Below are 18,001 nucleotides of genomic sequence, written 5' to 3'. Positions count from 1 at the left end.
GATAGGTTATAATGAATATCTACAAAAATATTAAATGATATGTAAGTAATAAGCAATTACACCCTTAATATCTAAAAAAAGAAAACCCCTCAAATGTAAGGGGTTTTCTTTTTAAGTTCAGTCGGGTAAGTTAGGGGCATCGCTGCCCCTGCCTCCCCTAAGAACCGTGCGAGTCCCTTTCAAGACACATCGGCTCAAGCCTCCCATTGCAGATCCATTTGCTGTCGTATCCTCATCACATACCATATCGGTAAGTAAAACGTACGCCGACGCTCCAAATGGAGGTATACATAACAGTACGTTTCTTTCGTCAGAAGATAGCCACAACCTTATGTTCCTACGAGAGACCAACGAGAAGTCAGCTCCTTTTCGGGCCTATCATGGGTTTGTCCGTAAGGACGATAGTATCCATCCAGTTATACAGTTTCCTGCTTTCCTGTTCTCTTTCGAGATAATGGCATTTGCTTTCTCTCGTATCCTTTACCCTCTGCCACATCGTTTGACTTTGCAGTCATCCTACTGTTTACACAGATGACAAAGGGCTTACCAAGTTCCGCATCTTATAGATACAACGAGGTTAGGTGGGTTCTTTACTCCGGGCAAGATACGGGACGCGTCACAGCAGCATTATGAATCTGCTTTTCCTCTTGCCAATACCCAGGCAAATCTGTGCACTATCCTGAGCTAACATTGACGAAGCTTACAAACCTTCACTAATGTTCACCATGCTCATCTTCCCCTAGCAGTGTTCCGAGTCGTGCACTGACTCTCTGTTTCCGCATTTCCGCATGCAACCCACGAATCCGTTACCAGAAACGCAGTTTTGGACGGGGATAGCTTTTGCGTCTAAACCAGTGGCATAAGCCACACTATATAAAAGCGACATCTTGTCGCACCATAATGGATGTTCTAGGAACCTAAAGAGCTAAATATTACAATTTTTAAAGCTCACTAAATAAAAGAGGTGCCATCAAAAAATACTGCCTAATTAGGCAGTATTTTTATCTTTTTATGAGAAATGACGATTAATTGTATCTTCAACTTTGTTTAACATACCTTTATATCCTTCTTCATCAAGGTATCCAATACTTCCAAACAGTAAATGTTCTACAGTCTCAATTCCAGTGAAATCAAATATTCCAATGTCAGATGTTATTTTCAGACCAGCAGTCATTCCAATCTCATCGTAAACTTCATTAGGAGTGCCGTGAGTATTAATGATAAAGCCTTTTTTACCTTTCAAAAGCTTAATGATCCCTTCTTCACCAGGAGCATAAGCAAACCCGTATGCAAATACTCGATCTACATATCCTTTAAGAATGGCTGGAAGACCTGTCCACCAAATAGGATAAATAAATGTTATAGCGTCTGCTTCAGAAATAAATTCTTGTTCTGTTTTAATATCATTAGGAGTGTGTCCTGCTTTCATAGCTTCAGTATCTTCTGGTTTCAATACAGGTTGAAAATCCAGTGCATATAAATCACGTACAACAACTTCGTGACCGTTTTTCTTTAATGTATTAACTGTTGTATCCAAGATTGCATGGTTTAAGCTTTCTGGATTTGGATGTGCATAAACAATAAGATGTTTCATTTCAAATAACCTCCAAGTATTTATTTATTTTCATTTGATTATTAGGGGTAATCTAATATTATAGTCTTAGACGTTTTTTTAAAAGTAGTCATTTTTTTATAACATAGTCACAAAAATAGAACCATAAAGAAGGAGAGGTATTGATTATGGCACGAAGTTGGTTCACTCAACCTCCAGAAGAGCATAAAGAAGTTTGTCCAGTTACACAAACTCAAGACATAATTGCAGGAAAATGGAAAATCATCATTTTATGGCATTTAAGCACAAAAACCAGGAGATTTAATGAACTTCAAAGGCTGCTACCTAATATTTCAAAAGGAATCCTAACACGTCAGCTAAGAGAATTAGAAGAAGACCAAATGGTACACAGAGAAGTATATAAAGAAGTTCCTCCAAAAGTAGAATACTCTTTAACACCCTTAGGGAAAAGTTTCCTTCCTATCCTGCATAGTATGGGCGAATGGAGCAAAAAATATTTAAAGAGTAAATAAACAGGAATATTACTCTTCCAAGGAAAAGAAGATTCTATTTTAGCTTTAAAGAACATCAAAATTAGAGTGTATGTAATATTCACTTATAGTTAACATAATCACTCTTTCCGGAACACACCACAAAAAAGAACCCATGTGGCAGAAGGACTCTGACAAGGGTTCTTTTTCCGGAGTATGCAGCTTTTTATACACTGTTGATTTATCAACGTTTTCTCAGTAGGTGGTTGAGAAACTAATGTATAAGAAGTGCACCTTTTATACATATGCTCGCACGGAAAAATATAGTCCATATGGAAAAAATGTGATATTATTTATATGCACATGCATTTTATAGTAAAAAGCCACCTGTCCTGCAAATACTGGGTGGCTTTTTATTTTGTTAACGATAATAATTACTTTAACATTTTGTAATAGATTTGAATATGTTGCCCGTAATAGTATAACTAAAGGAAAAGAAAAAGCATAAATTGGTTGGAGAACAACTAGTTTGTGTTTTTTTGTACCTGTAACATATTTTATGTTAACTACAGTTGTACATCATATACAGCTTAAAAAAGAAAAAACTACCCGATCATCAGAGATCAGTAGTTTTTCTGTCTTGCATACCATTATTTTAAGGCGATGCTTTTTTGAAAACATCTTTTGTAGTTTGCCCTTGCTAATTTAACTTATACACTGTTTATTAATTTATTATATGTAAAATTATCGAAAGTAAATAAGCGTTTACCCGCAGATTAAAACAGGAGTTGACGATATTGGTACAGGTGACACTACTTATTTTGATGTTAGCATTAAGTATGACATGTGTATTGTTTGTAATGAACATATTTAAAGTTGGATTCGTGGAAGCAATGACTTCAAGTAACACTTTATCGAAAGTGTCTATTTCTCTGATGGGGGATTATGTACTGATTTTTACAGCGTTCTTTTGTGTGGTTAACAACCTTTAAAAATAGTAGAAATAAGGAGACAGCCATTCAATTTAAAAAGTGGCTGTCTTTCTCTGTATATACGAACTGAATAGATACCAACACAAGATCATTTATTTAAGTACTATTTTATAACTTTCCTTTTTAAAAGATATCGAGCGAGATTTAAGCATCTTCGTTAGTAAAAAGAGTACGAGCTGTTTGGATAAAGGCATCTGTTGCTTTTGATATACCTTTAATATCTAGCGCTGCTATATTAATTTCTCTGAACGTGTTTGGCTTCAACTCACGAAAAACTACTTGTTCTGGTAGCGACAAAATATTTTTTTTAGTTGTAATTGTAATCCCTAACCCTTCTTGTACCATACTTAACGCCGTGTCTATATAATCAACTTCAAATCGTATTTGAGGCTTCAATTTAAATTCTTTGAATAAATCATGGACTTGTACCTCATAACCGCCTCTTCCAAGGATTATATCTTCACCTTGTAAATCGGGAATACCTATTGTTTCTTTCTCATATAAAGGATGACTCGAGTGCATAATTACAATCAATTGATCTTTCATTAAGGGTACGATATCAAAATCTTTATCAGGAGGAATAATAATTCCTACATCAATGGATTTAGAACGTAACCACTCTTTCACTTGATCTACACTTCCTTCTGAGAGCTTGACTTCTAGACCGGGATACTTATCTTCCATTGTACGTATAATTTTGGGAATAAACCTAGTACAAGCAGTTGGGTAAGCTCCAATATGAACCTTTCCAATTTCTAATCCTTTTTCAGCCGCAATTAATTCATCTACTTTTTGTAATTCACACAGAATATTTCTAAAAATAATTAATATAAGCTCTCCAACATCCGTAAAAAATAATCCATTCTTCTTATTTCTCTTAATCAACGTCGTTCCTAATTCTGATTCAATAGCTGCTACGGCACGACTTACCGCAGGTTGTGTCATATGTAGTTCCTCACCAGCTTTTGTAAAACTTCCTGTTTCCGATATCTGAACAATAAGTTGAATTTGTGATTTATTCATATCATTTTTGTTATCTCCTATATAATTAATATGCATTTTATTTATGTTAGAACCTAATGTACCATAAAAGAGAATTAAACTTCAAGAAATTAACCGGAGGTAATTAGTATGATTAATCGTAATATATTATTTCTATTTGCACTTATACTAGCTGCATTTAACCTTAGGCCTGGTATAACTTCAGTTAGCCCAGTTTTACATGGGATAACGAAGGAACTAGGTATGAGTTCTACTTTAGCTAGTTTGCTCACTTCTATTCCTTTATTATGTTTTGGTTTTTGTTCGTTATTTGCTGGCCGTTTAGCAAATCGTTATCAATCAGAGAAAATTATTACATTTTTTATAGCCTGTATAGGTATTGCAACGTTTCTACGCGTCTTTACAAATTCCTCAATCTACCTATTAATAACGGCTTTATTAATTGGTGCAGGAATTGGTATTGTAAGTCCTTTACTTTCTGGTTTCATCAAAAGTTACTTTCCAGAGAAGGCAGCATCTATGATCGGCATATATTCTACTTCAATGGTAGTTGGTGCATCCATTTCTATTGGGCTAACCACACCACTTCAACACTGGCTCAATAATTCATGGAAAAATGGATTAGCATTTTGGAGTATTCTTGCTCTACTCGCTATTCCACTTTGGTTTATGGTAATAAAACACTCTCATACGCATACAAGTAAATTTTCACAAAAGAGGAATGCTTCTTTACCATTAAAAAATAAAAAGGCCTGGTTATTAACTTCTTTTGTAGGACTTGTAACTCTTTTATTTTATTGTTTTGCAGCATGGCTACCAGCAATTGTAGAGGAAAAAGGGTGGACGCCAGCATTTGGTGGTCTTGTAGGTACAATAGTTATGATTGCACAGCTACCAGCTACTCTTTTGTTGCCTAGTCTTTTGAGAGTAATACCGAGTAGAAGATTTTGGATTACATTCTTTACTTTTAGTGTAATTATTGGTTTATCCCTTTTATGTTTTACAAACTTAACACCTATTGTTTCAAGTATATGTTTAGGGATTGGTGGCGGCGGTCTTGTCTCGCTAACCTTATTGTTACCAATAGATAAGGCATCTTCCCCTATGGAAGCAAGTACTTGGTCAGCGATGACTCAAGCGATTGGATATATGATTGGTGCAGTGGGCCCATTTATAATTGGATTTCTTCATGATTATCTAGGAAGTTTCGTTCCGACATTATATCTTCTTATAATTATAGGATTCATTGTTATCTTACTAGGATGGAAAATCACTAAACCAGCTAAGGTTAAAGTAGAGAGCCTACCTGTGAAATAAAAACCACGTTCTATTTCGTGGTTTTTATTTTAGCTATTGAAAAAGATAATATAACAACTTTTAAAGTATAGAGTAATATTTGTATTCGCAAGAGGAGGTTTGGTCTCATGAATATTTTAATTTTAGGTGCAACTAGACGAGTTGGAGGTCAAATAGTGAATCATGCTCTTCATGACAGACATCATGTTACTGTATTAGTTCGCACTCCAGAGAAAATTCAAATAAATAATGAAAATTTAACGATTATTCAAGGGAATGTTTTAAATAAAGACGATCTTGTCCATGCAATAGATGGGGTTGATGTAATTATTAGTGCACTAAATACTGATGGGACAACTACTCTGTCAGAAAGTATGCCACTAATTATCGAAGCAATGAAAAGCGAAGGTATACAACGGATTATAACTATAGGAACTGCTGGTATCTTACAAAGTAGAAGCACTCCACAATCAATGCGTTATCAGTTAAGGGAATCAAAGCATAAGTCAGTCCGTGCAGCAAAAGAACATCATGAAGTTTACAATATGCTAAAACAATCCAGACTCGAATGGACAATTGTCTGCCCTACGTATTTGTCGGATGGAGAAAGCATAGGTAAATATCGCGTGGACTATGACTTTTTGCCAGAGGGCGGAACTGAAATATCCGTGTCAGATACAGCAGAATTTACATTTAGCCAGACAAAAAGTAACGATTACATAAAATCACGTGTAGGTATCGCCTACTAATAAAGTCTTATATTACTCGGTTATTAGCTTAAGATATATTTTTCTATCTTTCAGAGGTGACGTTATGGATTTACATGATTTAACAGGTTATCTTATTCATCGTACAGATGTAAGATTAATGAATTATTTTAAGAAAAAGCTCAAACCTTATGGCATGACTCCAGTGCGATGGACCATTATTAGCGTTCTAGACACTCAAAAAGGGATAACTCAAAAAGAACTAGCAGAAGTTATTGATAAGAAACAAACAACTATCGTAGAAATGATTTATGCTATGGAGGAAAAAGGACTAATAAAAAGAATATTCAGTGAACAGGATCGTCGCTCACATTATCTGTTTCTTACAGAAAAAGGGGAAGAGATAAAGAAGACCCTTTCGCCTTTAGTTAAAGACGCTCATCTCTTCGTTACGCGTCAATTAAGTGATGAAGAGATTGATCAACTCAAAACATTGTTAAATAAGGTATATAATACTCCATGTTAATCAATATTCCTTATAAATATAAACTTTCTTTATTTTGATTAAAATTCCTGTATTGATATGCAGGAATTTTTTATGATGAAATACGATTTAGCATGACTGTCGCGTGAATTGTTTCAAGTTAAAAGAAAGATAAACACGTTGGAAATACCACTATAATCCAGAAGATCTAACGAATCATTAAAATCAATTTAACAATTCAAAGAAAATCCTTAATTTTGTTCTTTTTGCATTTTGAAATATAATCAAATCAATCGTCCGCAAAAGTATACTTTTACGGACTTTTACTGGTTATTGTAATACTTATTATGTTAACTAAAGTGGTATACGATATATATCTTAAAACCAAAACACCTACTGACTAGGCCTAGTCAGTAGGTGTTTTGGTTACTTAATTAGGTTTTATGAATTGTATATTTTAGTGAAATTATAGCAAAAAAAAACGCCCCTTATTTGGGGCGCACTCTATTGTTATTATAAAACATAACCTAAAAAAAGTCTACAATTTCATTTTTTTTTATATTATAGTTTGATTACTGAATTCAGTAATGCCCATGGGTACATTTAAAATTGAAAGGAAAATTTCTATGACACACAAACACGTTCCTGTTTTAATAGTGGGGGGAGGTCTTAGTGGACTTACCTCTGCTCTTTTTTTGGCACGTCATAACATTGATTATTTACTCATTGAAAAACACGCCGGAACAGCTATGCATCCAAAAGCCGGAGGTATTACATTTCGTACGATGGAAGTATTTAGACAACTTGGACTAGAGGCAGCTATCCGTACTGCTAGTGAACCGTTAGATAATATTCGCGGAAGGATTGCTGTAGAGACAATCAAAAGCATAGACCCTAAGAAATTAGAAACTGCGGAGGACTCCCAAAAGGCTATTGACAAAGAGAGAATAGAAAATTTTGAAAAGGTTAGCCCTTCAAAGCCAGCATCTTGTAATCAAATGGAATTAGAACCTATCCTTCTTCAAGCTGCTAAAGAAAGAAAGGGGGATATACGCTATAATACTGAACTTATAGAGTATCAACAAGACGATTTAGGGGTAACAGCTACTATAATGAATCGAGCGACAGGAATGAAGGAAATTATCCGAAGTGATTATTTAGTTGCGGCAGATGGTGCTAAAAGTACAATTCGTCAATATACAAAAATTCCAACTACCGGAAGAGGCGTCATCGGTGGACATTATATTAATATCTATTTTCAGGCAGATCTGAGTCATTTTCTGAAAGGCAGCCAGTTCGGTTGGATTCAAATCCTAAAGGCAGAAGTATTTGGTGCGCTTATCACCGTTAATAATCTTGATGAATGGGTTTACCACGTGGCCTATAATCCCTCACAGGGAGAAAGTCCGGAAGATTTTTCTGAAGAGCGATGCTGTGAGATTATAAAAAAAGCTATAGGAGTTTCAAATCTTGATATTGTCATCTTTAGTATTTTACCTTGGGCAGCTGCAGAACAGACAGCCACTCGTTTTCAAGATAATCGAGTCTTTCTAATTGGAGACGCAGCTCATCTTATGCCACCTGCTGGCGGATTTGGCTCGAATACAGGTATTCAAGATGCTCATAATTTAGCTTGGAAGCTGGCTGCAGTGATACACAAACAAGCTCATCCACGATTGCTCCAGACTTATCATGATGAAAGACACTATGCTGCAGAATTAACAACGAAATATGCCAGTGATTTGTTATTTAGTGCTATAAAGAAAGGTGTAAGCACCCTCAATAGTATGGATCATCTTGCAGTTACTGTAGGGTATAAATATAACTCAACAGCCATTATCAAGGAAAACTCCGATACAACACATAGAATGGATCAATTAGAACTAAACGGAAGACCAGGTACACGTGCTCCGCATATGTGGTTGAAGTATCAAGATAAGTGTATATCTACCTTAGATTTAATAGGTGAAAATTTCGTTTTATTTACGGGAGAAGATAATAGCCTTTGGCGCACTGCTGCCCGAAATGTATCTTCTCACTTAGGTATCCCTATTAATGTTTATGGTATCGGTTTACAAGGGGATTGTGTTGATTATAATGATAAGTGGGAAGCATTGTACGATGTTACCTCTCAAGGAGCTGTATTGATAAGACCAGACGGTTTTGTAGCATGGCGTACAAAAGAGGGAGAATCAAATCCTCCTCTAATCCTTAAACAAGTCATGACTAGCATACTATGGTAAATAAACTAATACGAATGCTTCTGATTTAAATTTGTTTAAAAATTAAATAATAAAAATCTTAAAAGGCATACGTTTTAAAACGTATGCCTTTTAAGTGAGCTTTCATAAAAAATCCCAAATTATAAATATCAGATAATGCATATAGGGTTTGTCGAAAACTATTTTATCAAATAAATTCCAGATTTTAAATATGGAAATATAATCAATTAAATGGATTTAGTTGGATAACATTAGTGAATTAGATACAATTGCATAATTAGAAAGGTGTAAACAGTGACTATAAACTATACGTTCACAAACACGAGGAAGCAAAAGTAGGAAGCAAAAGTAGGAAATAAGTTAAAACAAACGTTGTATCATGCCAGTGATGAATTTTTCGACATGGGCATATACTTATTATTTGGTGCACTCGTAGCAAGTTTATTTCAAACCTTTTTAGATAGACCTACTTCATTAATGATAAGCTATACGCATTCAAAATAGTTATATTCTTCTATTATTATGTTAAAGTGCTGCGAAACGTATGACTAGAAATGAAAGTAACAAATATTAAATGACTTTTCACCATTCTTTCATTTTTCTATGATAAAGTACAAATGTAAAAAGAAATGTTCATGTAAATATTAAATGATCTTTGTATAAAAAGAATATGATATCCAAAGATTTGTTTGAATTTGCATTTTTAAATAATATGGTCTTTATGGTTTTGATTAAGCTCACTTTCCTTGAGACTACTATTTGTTTATGTTATAAAGATAATTTTTTATTACGGCTATTGTATATATGCATTTTATTGTGAGATTGTCCCCTTTAGGTAAATAGTGTAATATCAATGTTTGTAAGTGATATTACTCTCTATTTAAAGGGGCTTTTTCTATGTTTAGAAACAAATAGAAAATTTAAATATAAAGCACCATGATTATTTCTTAGTTGGAGTGAGTATAATGAGTTCATCTCTTTTACAAATGAACACCATTTTTATTAGTATTCTAATTGAAGCTTTACCATTTATATTATTAGGTGTAATTATTTCCGGTATTATTCAAATTTTTGTAACGGACGAAATGATGGCAAAAGCTATCCCTAAAAATAAATTTGGCGCAATTGTTCTAGCAAGTGTAATTGGGGCTTTATTTCCAGCTTGTGAATGTGGGATTGTCCCAATTACAAGACGTTTAATGGCAAAAGGTGTTCCCTTATATGCTGCTATTCCGTTCATGTTAACAGGGCCTATTATTAATCCTGTTGTCCTATTCGCGACATTTGTGGCTTTCGGTAATGATTGGAAAATCATGATTGAACGTGGTGTTGTTGCCTTTCTTGTATCTTTAATAGTAGGTTTAATTTTAGCCTTTCAATTTAAAACGCCACAAGTTAAAAATGAAATACATGTACACACTGCTTCCAAGAAGATGAGTGAAAAAATAGGAGATGCTCTTAAACATACTATTGATGAATTCTTTTCTGTTGGAAAATTTGTTATTATCGGTGGGTTAATCGCGGCTGTCATGCAAACTTATGTGAAGACCTCTACCCTGATGGATCTCGGGCACGGAGTAGTATCTTCAAATGTAGTAATGATGGGCCTATCTTATATTTTATCGCTATGTTCTTCAGCTGATGCTTTTATTGCTTCATCGTTTCGAAGTACATTTAATGATAGTGCAATTATAGCCTTTCTAGTATTTGGTCCTATGTTCGATATAAAAAATACATTAATGATGTTGAGCCAATTTAAGACAAAATTTGTTTTCTCACTATTTGTATACGTGTTTATTCTAGTATTAGTCCTATCTCTACTAATCATTCATTAAAAAGGAGGGATATTAATGTTTAGAGTTTTGATTTTGTTAGGCTTTACTATGATCTTTATGCACCTTCATGCAACTGGAGATATTTCAAAATATATTAACATGAAATATTCATGGATTTCATATGGAACAATTTTTTTACTGTGGTTTTTAACTATTGCAGAGCTAGTTTTTTATATGACAGGATCTGATGAGAAAGAGCAAGGTCATGACCATAATTGTGACTCCGGATGCGGTCATAGTCATGAATCACCGAACAAGTGGAAAAGACGGGCATGGTACCCTCTTTATTTCTTACCTGTTTTAACCGTCTTCTTTTTGCCTGTAGCTACACTTGATTCAAATATTGTTGAAGCAAAAGGATTTCATTTTCCTATTTATGATAAAAAAGATCCTTACTCCTCACATCAGTTTCTACAACCAGATACGAGTTCTTTTTATGGAGAAGATGCATACGATAAAATGATTCATAAAGATTTAAAAAAGTTTTCAAAAGGGAAAACCATTAATTTAGAAGATGAAGAATTTTTAAATGCGATGGAAACCATTTATCGATATCCTGGTGAGTTTACTGGAAAACAAATTAAGTTTAAGGGATTTATGTACCACACCAAAGAATTAAAAGACAATCAGTACTTTTTATTTCGTTTTGGAATCATTCATTGTATAGCTGATTCAGGCGTATTTGGTATGTTAGTTCAATTTCCGGATGATGTATCATTTAAAAATGATGATTGGGTAATGGTAACTGGTGAAGTAAGTACGATGTATTATCAACCATTTAAAAAGACAATCCCCATTGTAAAAGTAACAAAAGTAAAACGTGAAGAAAAACCAGATGATCCTTATGTATATCGTAATAATCAATAAATAAGAATAGAAAACGCAGGCTAACAAATGTTAACCTGCGTTTTTAGATTACTGTATAATTAGATCTTTAATAAAAATAATTAGTTCTGCTTCTTTCTTCTTAAACTAAAGATCAATGAAATAACGCCTAATACTAATGCAATAATGGAGAAGACACATTCGATATTTTTTCACATTAAGTGTAAAAAACATTGTAGAGGTAAAGCAACAGAATCGAATAGAGAATTTAAGTAGCTTATTTTTCTTACTTATAACGTATGTTTTTTTCTTTACCCTTTCCCAAACTATTTCATTCGATATAGGTGCCATTATAGGCGTCATTTTTTTTGCGCAAAAAAGGCAATCCACCACGTTTTTACGAATATAGATAGGAGAATATAGATCGAACTCGTTTTTTAATAAATCGATGGTAGAGGTACATCCATTTTCCTTTCGCTTTCACATAGGTCTCATCCACTCGCCAAGAATCATTTGTTGTCTTAAGGTGACGTCGCACGCGTTCATCTAACTCTGGTCCATATTGGTGAACCCAACGCATAATCGTAGTGTGAGCTATTGATAAACCTCGTTCTTCCATCATTTCCACTAAATCACGAAAACTAAGGTTGTACCGCAGGTACCATCGGGCGGTTAGTAAAATAATGTCCGGCTGATAATGTTTCCACTTAAATAGATTCTGCTTTTCCATACTGATCACGTCCCTTTTTTAGAGTACTAGTATCAGTATGTCCAAGGTTTAGAGATTAATTGCAAGTTAGATTGATTTTTTGCACCAGAACCATTCATAGGAATAATTGGGAAAACTTTAGAGTTTTTATTGAAAAGGGAACATTCGTTCTTGTATAATATAGAGAACGAACGTTCTTTGTCTTTGTTTGAGGAGTTCTTTCGGTCGATTATGGGCAGCTACCAAACGGAGTCATTATATGTATCGACATGAAGGCATTCTTTGCTTTGGTTTTTTCTATATCAAATACAAGCATTGAGGAAGAGGAGAAAATGAGCTTGTTTGAGGATATTGTGATCAGCGTGAAAGAAGCCTATGCGCTTGCCAAAACGATTGATGAAATTTGGCTTTCAACCTGTTTTAACAGAAGAGCAAATGGAACAGATTAATTTCCCCTTAAGCCTTACATACAAATAAAGAAGTGTACCTTATATATTATACGAGAGGCCAATGCATAAAAGAGACAGGACTCATTCAGTTTGTTGATTCCCTTGGGGATGTATTTGTTTTTATGGATGACGTATTTGAGTTAAAAAATAAAATGAGGTTAAACGAACTTATTGATGTTCGATTCGTATAGGATAGATGCATGGAGGCAGTAAATATAAATGATTATTCGAAGTTGGCTTTCTCTTTAAGAGTACCCAACTATACTATCATCTTAAAGGGCAAAGATAACCAGTATACAAATTATATAAAATTAGTTTTCTAAGGAGAAATAACATTGAACTCTACACTCAATAATTCAGAAGATATAAAAAGGGAAGAAGGACAAAAGCAGCTGCTTGAAAAAAGTCTTCAAGCTCATAGAAATAGAAAATGGATAATCAACTTTACTTGTACTATATCTTTTCTTTTAGCAATATTATGTTTTTGCTTTCAAGTGCCAGAAGCTATAATTATTACTGTCATCTTACTGTTCATATGTGTAACTTTCCAAATCGCACATAAAATGTTAGATAGAAAAATAGAGCTGCGCTTGAAACGTATAAAACAGGATCACAGAAAGAGCATATTCAAGATAAAATAAATTAATTTAATATGTACGGTATTAACTATGTTGGAAAGATAGCAGCTTATGAGGGTTCAAGAAATGTTAGTAGATGTGGATAGCTTTCCTATACTACCAGTACTAAGCTATTTAAAATATTTAGATGCTGCTTAGAAAAAAGCAATACAACTACATACTATTGATTAAAAAGGCCTTGAGTCTCGGCTGCAAATACAAGGGGTGAAAATAATGAATGAATTTTATAATGCATTAACATATGTAAATGAGAACTTTTATGAACCAAATCACTTCGCTATAAAAGCTATTCAAGAAGAAGCTCAGAATTCAGATTATGGTGCTGGTATATTTCAACTAAATTCAAAATCTGTACGATTTAGGGTGGCGAAAAATACACCTAATAAGGTAGGGCAGTTTGTATCCTTTTGGGAGAAAGATGAGAATCATAAAAACCAAGCCTTTTCATATGGAAAAGCTACCGATTTATTGGTTATTAATACCTTCACTAGTAAAAAAAGATTTGGACAATTCGTCTTTCCAAAAGAAGTTCTTTTAAAACAAAAAATTCTTAAAACGGCTACCACAAAAGGTAAAATGGCAATTAGAGTGTATCCGATATGGGATAAACCAACTAGCAAACAAGCTATTGAAACACAAAAATGGCAATTAGAATATTTTGTTGAGATGAATAATATCAATAGTTGGCCTCACCAAGAATTATTAAAGCTATATTCCTAAGGTGTCAACATTCTTATAATAAATGACCTGTTAAAATTATAATTTGTGAAGAAGTATAATTAAAGTAACGAGGGAGTTTGTTGAATAGAAGGGTTATTACAAATTATATATGTCTAGTATGTAATTCCTCTTAGTTTATCTATATTATTTAAAATTTATTCTTAATAATAAGGTAAGTGAGCGATGCGACAATCGCAATTCAGCTTACTTCAAAAGCTCCGTAAAAGTTGAGGTTCTCTTACGTGAATGCCGAGACAGCAGCATGAAGAAAATCATTTAGTTAGTATTTGGACTATAAAAGAAAGCGGGACTTAAATGGCAGTTGTTATTATTTGTTGCATGATTTTAGTAGGGTTTATCTTTATTTATGGAGGATGGAAGCGTTCGTATGATGAAATTAGTTCGGCTCCTGATATATGGATAGTAGAAATCTTCTTTGATATCATCGGAAAAATATTTAAGATTTCAGCAGAGAAACTTTTGCGTATCTCGCTTATGATTTTCGGGACTGTTTGGTCCTTATTTTTCCTTTTTATCGTGATAACACATGCATATTAAGAGGGGGAAAGAGGCGGGAAAAAAGTATTTTAGCCCAAGTGAAAAACGAACCATTGATCAAAATATTTGATTCGTGGTTCGTCTTTAGGTTGGATTCATTTCGTTATGTCTCAACCTCTTTTTTATTCAATTATATTTTCACTTGCGCTGTATTTCCCTCCATACCTTCTGTTTGCGAAGCAGTATCATAAGTATATTTATAATGGCATTAAGGGGAGCATTAGCATATCTAAATCTCCTATATTTTTGCTGTTTTGATCTCTTATTTCTTTAAGTTTACTGATGTTTTTAATATAGATATTTTGATTAGACAGCTCAATCAATTTTTCTTTACTCCATTTTTGAATGATTTTATTCACAGTAATACGGGAAGTCCCAACGTAGCGGGCAAAGGATGTTTGATTAAAGGGAAATTCCTCATTTTCTTTTACGAGCTTTAATAAATAATGAGCCATCTGTTGCTCGACGGGAAGATTAAGAAACGTAATAATTTCTGCTAGCAGTCTAAACTTATAGAGAAGAGAATTTGTAAAGTGAATTACTGCCTTCGGTTCCTTCTCATATATTTTTAGCATTGCTTCATTAGTAAAATAATATAAAACGGATGGAGTTGTGGTTACGGCGGTTGTTAAATAAGGCTCTTTATTAATCCCATTTTCACCTAATAACATGCCCTCAGGTACATAATTAACCGTACGTTCTGCTCCTTTCTCAGTTAAGAGAGTAATCTTTACACTTCCTTTATCTAAATAATAAAATCCTTTACCGACTTCTCCTTGATAATAGATAGTGGTGTTTTCTTCTAATTTTATCATCTGTCCGTACTTTAAAAAGGGACGCCATATGTATCGAAGGTTTACCATTCAATCACCTTTCTATAAAAGTGTATTTTAAACTTATAGAAACATTTAATAGATGAAGCAGAAGTATTATTCTATATTTTGATAACGTGACTAAAGCGTTTATCAATGAAAGAGATAATTTTTTAACAGATCCGGGTTCTTAATTAGAAATCTTTTATTTTTACTATCTATTAGTTTTTTTTCTTTCCATTTTTTTAATGTTTTATAAACAGTAACCCTCGTTAAACCGGTACATGTTGCTAAGTCCTTTTGTGTTAAAGGAATTTCATAATTTTTAAAGTCATGATAGATGTTTAAGAGCACAGCGGCGATTTGCTGTTCGGTAGTTAATGTATTTAAATTAATTTGTTCGGCTAAGATATGCATTTTTTGAATAATACTCTTTGTAATAAGGTTTAGTATGGGCGGATGGAGAGTTATAAGCGTTTTGAAATCGTCATAACTAAAATAATATAGTACAGAATCTTTTACCGTAGTAGCAGTAGTGAAATGAGCTTGTTGGTCCATTGCTTGAACTCCCAACAATTGACCTGGCAATACAATGTTTAATACACGCTCTTTCCCTAATGGGGTAGAGGTATGGACTTTAATTAATCCACTGTCCAGGTAATAAAATCCTTCTCCTATGTCTCCTTGTTCATATACCACATTTTTTTGTTTCATATATTGCCTTTTTCCGTACATTAAGTAGTTTTTGAAATTATTTTCATGATTGAAGAGAATAGCCATAATACTCACTCCTTAACCAAAATATAAGATACGCTTAAAAATTGAAAAGGCAATTGTAAGATCAAGTAACAAACTATAGAGTGGGGCATTTTATTTACGTTGCTATAAAAAACAAAATAAGTAAGCGCTTACAAATATGTGCGCTTTGTTTGATCTCTTTTTTAAAAAGCCAATATTTTTATAAAAACGTTAAGCTCTTTACAATATCTTAAAGCGAAAGATGCTTAAAAGCAATAATATAAATTTCTTATTCTTATTCGAGTTACTCCGTCTATTCCAAAAATAAAAAACTCCAAAAAAATGTTAACGGGACTACACCCCTAAAAAAAATCAAATACTATAATTCAATTAATTACTATTAAACCTTAGGGGGATGAACAAATATGGGGATTCGTACAGGTGCTCAATATATCGGTGCATTAAGATCACGCCAGCCAGAAATTTGGTTAGGGGGAAGAAAAATTACGAATGTATTTGAGGAAAAGGTATTTCAACAGCCTATTTTAGAAATTGCTAAGCTGTACGATATGCAGCATGACCCAGCTTACCAAGAGAACATTACTCATATTTGCGAAGAAACAGGAGAGAGAATATCAAATGCCTTCTTAATTCCTAAAAGTTACGAAGATTTAGTAGCTCGCCGAGAAGTGTTTGAAGCATTTGCAAAAGCTACCTTTGGACTGATGGGAAGAACACCGGATTTCTTAAATGTTGTGGTCACTTCTTTATTTCATAATGCTAGTTTCCTAGATAATTACAATGAACAGTGGGGCAAAAATATAAGAGATTATTATCGTTATATTCGTGATAATGACTTGTTTTTAACTCATGCTATTATTAACCCGCAGAATGACCGAAGCAAAGCCTCACATGAACAGCAAGATCTCTTTACTCATTTAGGTGCTGTCAAAGAAACACCAGATGGCCTTGTTGTAAAGGGAGCTAAAATGCTAGCTACACTTTCACCTATTACCGATGAAGTTATTGTTTATTCATTCCCAGGATTTAAACCTGGAGATGAACGTTACGCACTTGCTTTTGCGCTGCCAATTGATACACCGGGACTTCGAATTCTTTGCCGGGAAGCTATGCAAGACGGAACAAGATCAGTGTTTGATCATCCACTAGCCTCTCGATTTGAAGAGATGGATGCAGTATTGATTTTTAATGATGTGCTGATTCCTTGGAACCGAGTGTTTTTATATAACAATATTGAAGCTGCAAATCTTCTTTATCCTAAAACAGGAATCGCTCAACAACCTGCACATCAATCTGGTGTAAGAGGATTAATCAAACTCCAATTTGCAACGGAAGTAGCTTGTAAAGTAGCGGATGCAATCGGTGTAGATGGATATCTGAACGTTCAAGAGAGCTTAGGGGAATTGGTACAGTCAGTAGAATCTATTAGGGCTTTGCTTCGAACATCAGAGTATGAGTATACGATTAATGAAAAAGGAGAAGCTCTTCCAAATGAAACGGCTTTAGAAACAATTCGTGGATTGCTTCCTATAATGTACCCTCGTGCTATTGAAGTCATGCAAACAATTGGTGCAGGCGGTTTGCTTATGTCTCCTACAGGAGCAGATTTTGAAAATCTTGAATTAAGAGAGGATTTAAATCGTTATTATGGAGGCCGAGAAGGAGTACCTGCTATAGATCGTGTTCAATTATTTAAATTAGCATGGGACCTATGTGGAGAAGCATTTGGCCAAAGGTTACTTCAATACGAGCGATACTATACAGGAGATCCAATCCGTAAAAGAGCTATTTTCTACAATAGCTACAAGCGCAGCCACTCATTTGACATGGTAGATGCTGTATTAAATACAGAAGCTAAAAAGAAAGAAGTAACAAATAGCTGATACCCATACTCCTTTTATCTAAAAATGAACTTTGTTAATAGATACAGAGCCTAGGTTCATCACGTTC

At 34.0% G+C, this 18,001-nt stretch carries 16 protein-coding genes and 2 pseudogenes; 13 read left to right on the top strand and 5 right to left on the bottom strand.

Features of this window, described 5'->3' with window-relative positions; translation table 11 throughout:
- Window positions 1-1,009: 1,009 nt before the first annotated feature.
- Complete coding sequence (locus LIS78_RS18560; protein WP_209150434.1) at window positions 1,010-1,594, bottom strand: NAD(P)H-dependent oxidoreductase; 585 nt, start codon at window positions 1,592-1,594, stop codon at window positions 1,010-1,012.
- Window positions 1,595-1,740: 146 nt separating this feature from the next.
- Between LIS78_RS18560 and LIS78_RS18555 the strand changes: the two genes are divergently transcribed.
- On the top strand, window positions 1,741-2,085 hold the full coding sequence (locus LIS78_RS18555; RefSeq protein WP_013058343.1) for a winged helix-turn-helix transcriptional regulator: 345 nt from the start codon (window positions 1,741-1,743) through the stop codon (window positions 2,083-2,085).
- Window positions 2,086-3,179: 1,094 nt separating this feature from the next.
- Here the strand turns inward: LIS78_RS18555 and LIS78_RS18550 are convergent.
- Window positions 3,180-4,058 carry a LysR family transcriptional regulator gene (locus LIS78_RS18550; protein ID WP_252284159.1) on the bottom strand — a complete coding sequence of 293 codons (879 nt, stop codon included), beginning with the start codon at window positions 4,056-4,058 and terminating at the stop codon, window positions 3,180-3,182.
- Between the two features lie 108 nt (window positions 4,059-4,166).
- Here LIS78_RS18550 and LIS78_RS18545 point away from each other — a divergent pair, with 108 nt between their 5' ends.
- The 7 genes and pseudogenes from LIS78_RS18545 to LIS78_RS18515 all read left to right on the top strand — a co-directional run bounded on the left by LIS78_RS18545 (window position 4,167) and on the right by LIS78_RS18515 (window position 11,448).
- Window positions 4,167-5,354 carry an MFS transporter gene (locus tag LIS78_RS18545; RefSeq protein WP_209150432.1) on the top strand — a complete coding sequence of 396 codons (1,188 nt, stop codon included), beginning with the start codon at window positions 4,167-4,169 and terminating at the stop codon, window positions 5,352-5,354.
- Between the two features lie 107 nt (window positions 5,355-5,461).
- Window positions 5,462-6,082 carry an NAD(P)-dependent oxidoreductase gene (locus LIS78_RS18540; protein WP_252284158.1) on the top strand — a complete coding sequence of 207 codons (621 nt, stop codon included), beginning with the start codon at window positions 5,462-5,464 and terminating at the stop codon, window positions 6,080-6,082.
- A 64-nt stretch (window positions 6,083-6,146) separates the two neighbouring features.
- Window positions 6,147-6,566 (top strand): MarR family winged helix-turn-helix transcriptional regulator, encoded by a 420-nt coding sequence (locus tag LIS78_RS18535; protein WP_195782345.1) that lies wholly within the window; start codon window positions 6,147-6,149, stop codon window positions 6,564-6,566.
- A 584-nt stretch (window positions 6,567-7,150) separates the two neighbouring features.
- The gene (locus tag LIS78_RS18530) at window positions 7,151-8,767 is read left to right on the top strand and encodes an FAD-dependent monooxygenase (RefSeq protein WP_209150430.1); all 1,617 of its coding nucleotides are present in this window, start codon (window positions 7,151-7,153) and stop codon (window positions 8,765-8,767) included.
- A gap of 318 nt (window positions 8,768-9,085) precedes the next feature.
- A pseudogene (locus LIS78_RS18525) lies at window positions 9,086-9,211 on the top strand (permease); the annotation flags it as partial.
- Between the two features lie 500 nt (window positions 9,212-9,711).
- A complete protein-coding gene (locus tag LIS78_RS18520; protein ID WP_195782347.1) occupies window positions 9,712-10,581 on the top strand; it encodes a permease in 870 nt (289 codons plus the stop codon).
- A 15-nt stretch (window positions 10,582-10,596) separates the two neighbouring features.
- Window positions 10,597-11,448: a TIGR03943 family putative permease subunit gene (locus LIS78_RS18515; RefSeq protein ID WP_252284157.1), complete on the top strand. Its 852-nt coding sequence runs from the start codon at window positions 10,597-10,599 to the stop codon at window positions 11,446-11,448.
- Window positions 11,449-11,839: 391 nt separating this feature from the next.
- Here LIS78_RS18515 and LIS78_RS18510 read toward each other — a convergent pair.
- Window positions 11,840-12,136, bottom strand: a pseudogene (locus LIS78_RS18510) (IS6 family transposase); the annotation flags it as partial.
- A 763-nt stretch (window positions 12,137-12,899) separates the two neighbouring features.
- Here LIS78_RS18510 and LIS78_RS18505 point away from each other — a divergent pair.
- From LIS78_RS18505 to LIS78_RS18495, 4 genes are all read left to right on the top strand, one after another.
- Entirely contained in the window at window positions 12,900-13,205 is a 306-nt protein-coding gene (locus LIS78_RS18505; RefSeq protein ID WP_209150427.1) for a hypothetical protein, read from the top strand.
- A gap of 210 nt (window positions 13,206-13,415) precedes the next feature.
- Window positions 13,416-13,922, top strand: a complete 507-nt coding sequence (locus LIS78_RS18500) for a MepB family protein (RefSeq protein WP_252284156.1) — start codon at window positions 13,416-13,418, stop codon at window positions 13,920-13,922.
- A gap of 157 nt (window positions 13,923-14,079) precedes the next feature.
- A complete protein-coding gene (locus LIS78_RS31775) occupies window positions 14,080-14,202 on the top strand; it encodes a DUF8096 family protein (RefSeq protein ID WP_491723625.1) in 123 nt (40 codons plus the stop codon).
- 35 nt (window positions 14,203-14,237) lie between these two features.
- Window positions 14,238-14,480 (top strand): hypothetical protein, encoded by a 243-nt coding sequence (locus tag LIS78_RS18495; protein WP_195782350.1) that lies wholly within the window; start codon window positions 14,238-14,240, stop codon window positions 14,478-14,480.
- A 197-nt stretch (window positions 14,481-14,677) separates the two neighbouring features.
- Here LIS78_RS18495 and LIS78_RS18490 read toward each other — a convergent pair whose 3' ends face one another.
- The gene (locus LIS78_RS18490; RefSeq protein ID WP_252284155.1) at window positions 14,678-15,343 is read right to left on the bottom strand and encodes a Crp/Fnr family transcriptional regulator; all 666 of its coding nucleotides are present in this window, start codon (window positions 15,341-15,343) and stop codon (window positions 14,678-14,680) included.
- A 102-nt stretch (window positions 15,344-15,445) separates the two neighbouring features.
- Entirely contained in the window at window positions 15,446-16,075 is a 630-nt protein-coding gene (locus LIS78_RS18485; RefSeq protein ID WP_195783234.1) for a Crp/Fnr family transcriptional regulator, read from the bottom strand.
- A 380-nt stretch (window positions 16,076-16,455) separates the two neighbouring features.
- Here LIS78_RS18485 and LIS78_RS18480 point away from each other — a divergent pair, with 380 nt between their 5' ends.
- Window positions 16,456-17,934: a 4-hydroxyphenylacetate 3-hydroxylase family protein gene (locus tag LIS78_RS18480; protein WP_252284154.1), complete on the top strand. Its 1,479-nt coding sequence runs from the start codon at window positions 16,456-16,458 to the stop codon at window positions 17,932-17,934.
- The last annotated feature ends 67 nt before the right edge of the window (window positions 17,935-18,001 follow it).

Origin of the sequence: Priestia megaterium (assembly GCF_023824195.1) — a bacterium.
Taxonomy (GTDB): domain Bacteria; phylum Bacillota; class Bacilli; order Bacillales; family Bacillaceae_H; genus Priestia; species Priestia megaterium_D.
The sequence above is the reverse complement of the archived record's forward strand: the minus strand, read 5'-3'. Positions and strand labels throughout refer to the sequence as shown.

Excerpts from the sequence above, each read along its gene's own strand:
- LIS78_RS18490 (WP_252284155.1), bottom strand. The coding sequence starts at position 15,343 with ATGGTAAACCTTCGATACATATGGCGTCCCTTTTTAAAGTACGGACAG.
- LIS78_RS18495 (WP_195782350.1), top strand. The coding sequence starts at position 14,238 with ATGGCAGTTGTTATTATTTGTTGCATGATTTTAGTAGGGTTTATCTTT.
- LIS78_RS18500 (WP_252284156.1), top strand. The coding sequence starts at position 13,416 with ATGAATGAATTTTATAATGCATTAACATATGTAAATGAGAACTTTTAT.
- LIS78_RS18550 (WP_252284159.1), bottom strand. The coding sequence starts at position 4,058 with ATGAATAAATCACAAATTCAACTTATTGTTCAGATATCGGAAACAGGA.
- LIS78_RS18520 (WP_195782347.1), top strand. The coding sequence starts at position 9,712 with ATGAGTTCATCTCTTTTACAAATGAACACCATTTTTATTAGTATTCTA.
- LIS78_RS18560 (WP_209150434.1), bottom strand. The coding sequence starts at position 1,594 with ATGAAACATCTTATTGTTTATGCACATCCAAATCCAGAAAGCTTAAAC.
- LIS78_RS18515 (WP_252284157.1), top strand. The coding sequence starts at position 10,597 with ATGTTTAGAGTTTTGATTTTGTTAGGCTTTACTATGATCTTTATGCAC.
- LIS78_RS18555 (WP_013058343.1), top strand. The coding sequence starts at position 1,741 with ATGGCACGAAGTTGGTTCACTCAACCTCCAGAAGAGCATAAAGAAGTT.
- LIS78_RS18480 (WP_252284154.1), top strand. The coding sequence starts at position 16,456 with ATGGGGATTCGTACAGGTGCTCAATATATCGGTGCATTAAGATCACGC.
- LIS78_RS18530 (WP_209150430.1), top strand. The coding sequence starts at position 7,151 with ATGACACACAAACACGTTCCTGTTTTAATAGTGGGGGGAGGTCTTAGT.
- LIS78_RS18540 (WP_252284158.1), top strand. The coding sequence starts at position 5,462 with ATGAATATTTTAATTTTAGGTGCAACTAGACGAGTTGGAGGTCAAATA.
- LIS78_RS18535 (WP_195782345.1), top strand. The coding sequence starts at position 6,147 with ATGGATTTACATGATTTAACAGGTTATCTTATTCATCGTACAGATGTA.
- LIS78_RS18545 (WP_209150432.1), top strand. The coding sequence starts at position 4,167 with ATGATTAATCGTAATATATTATTTCTATTTGCACTTATACTAGCTGCA.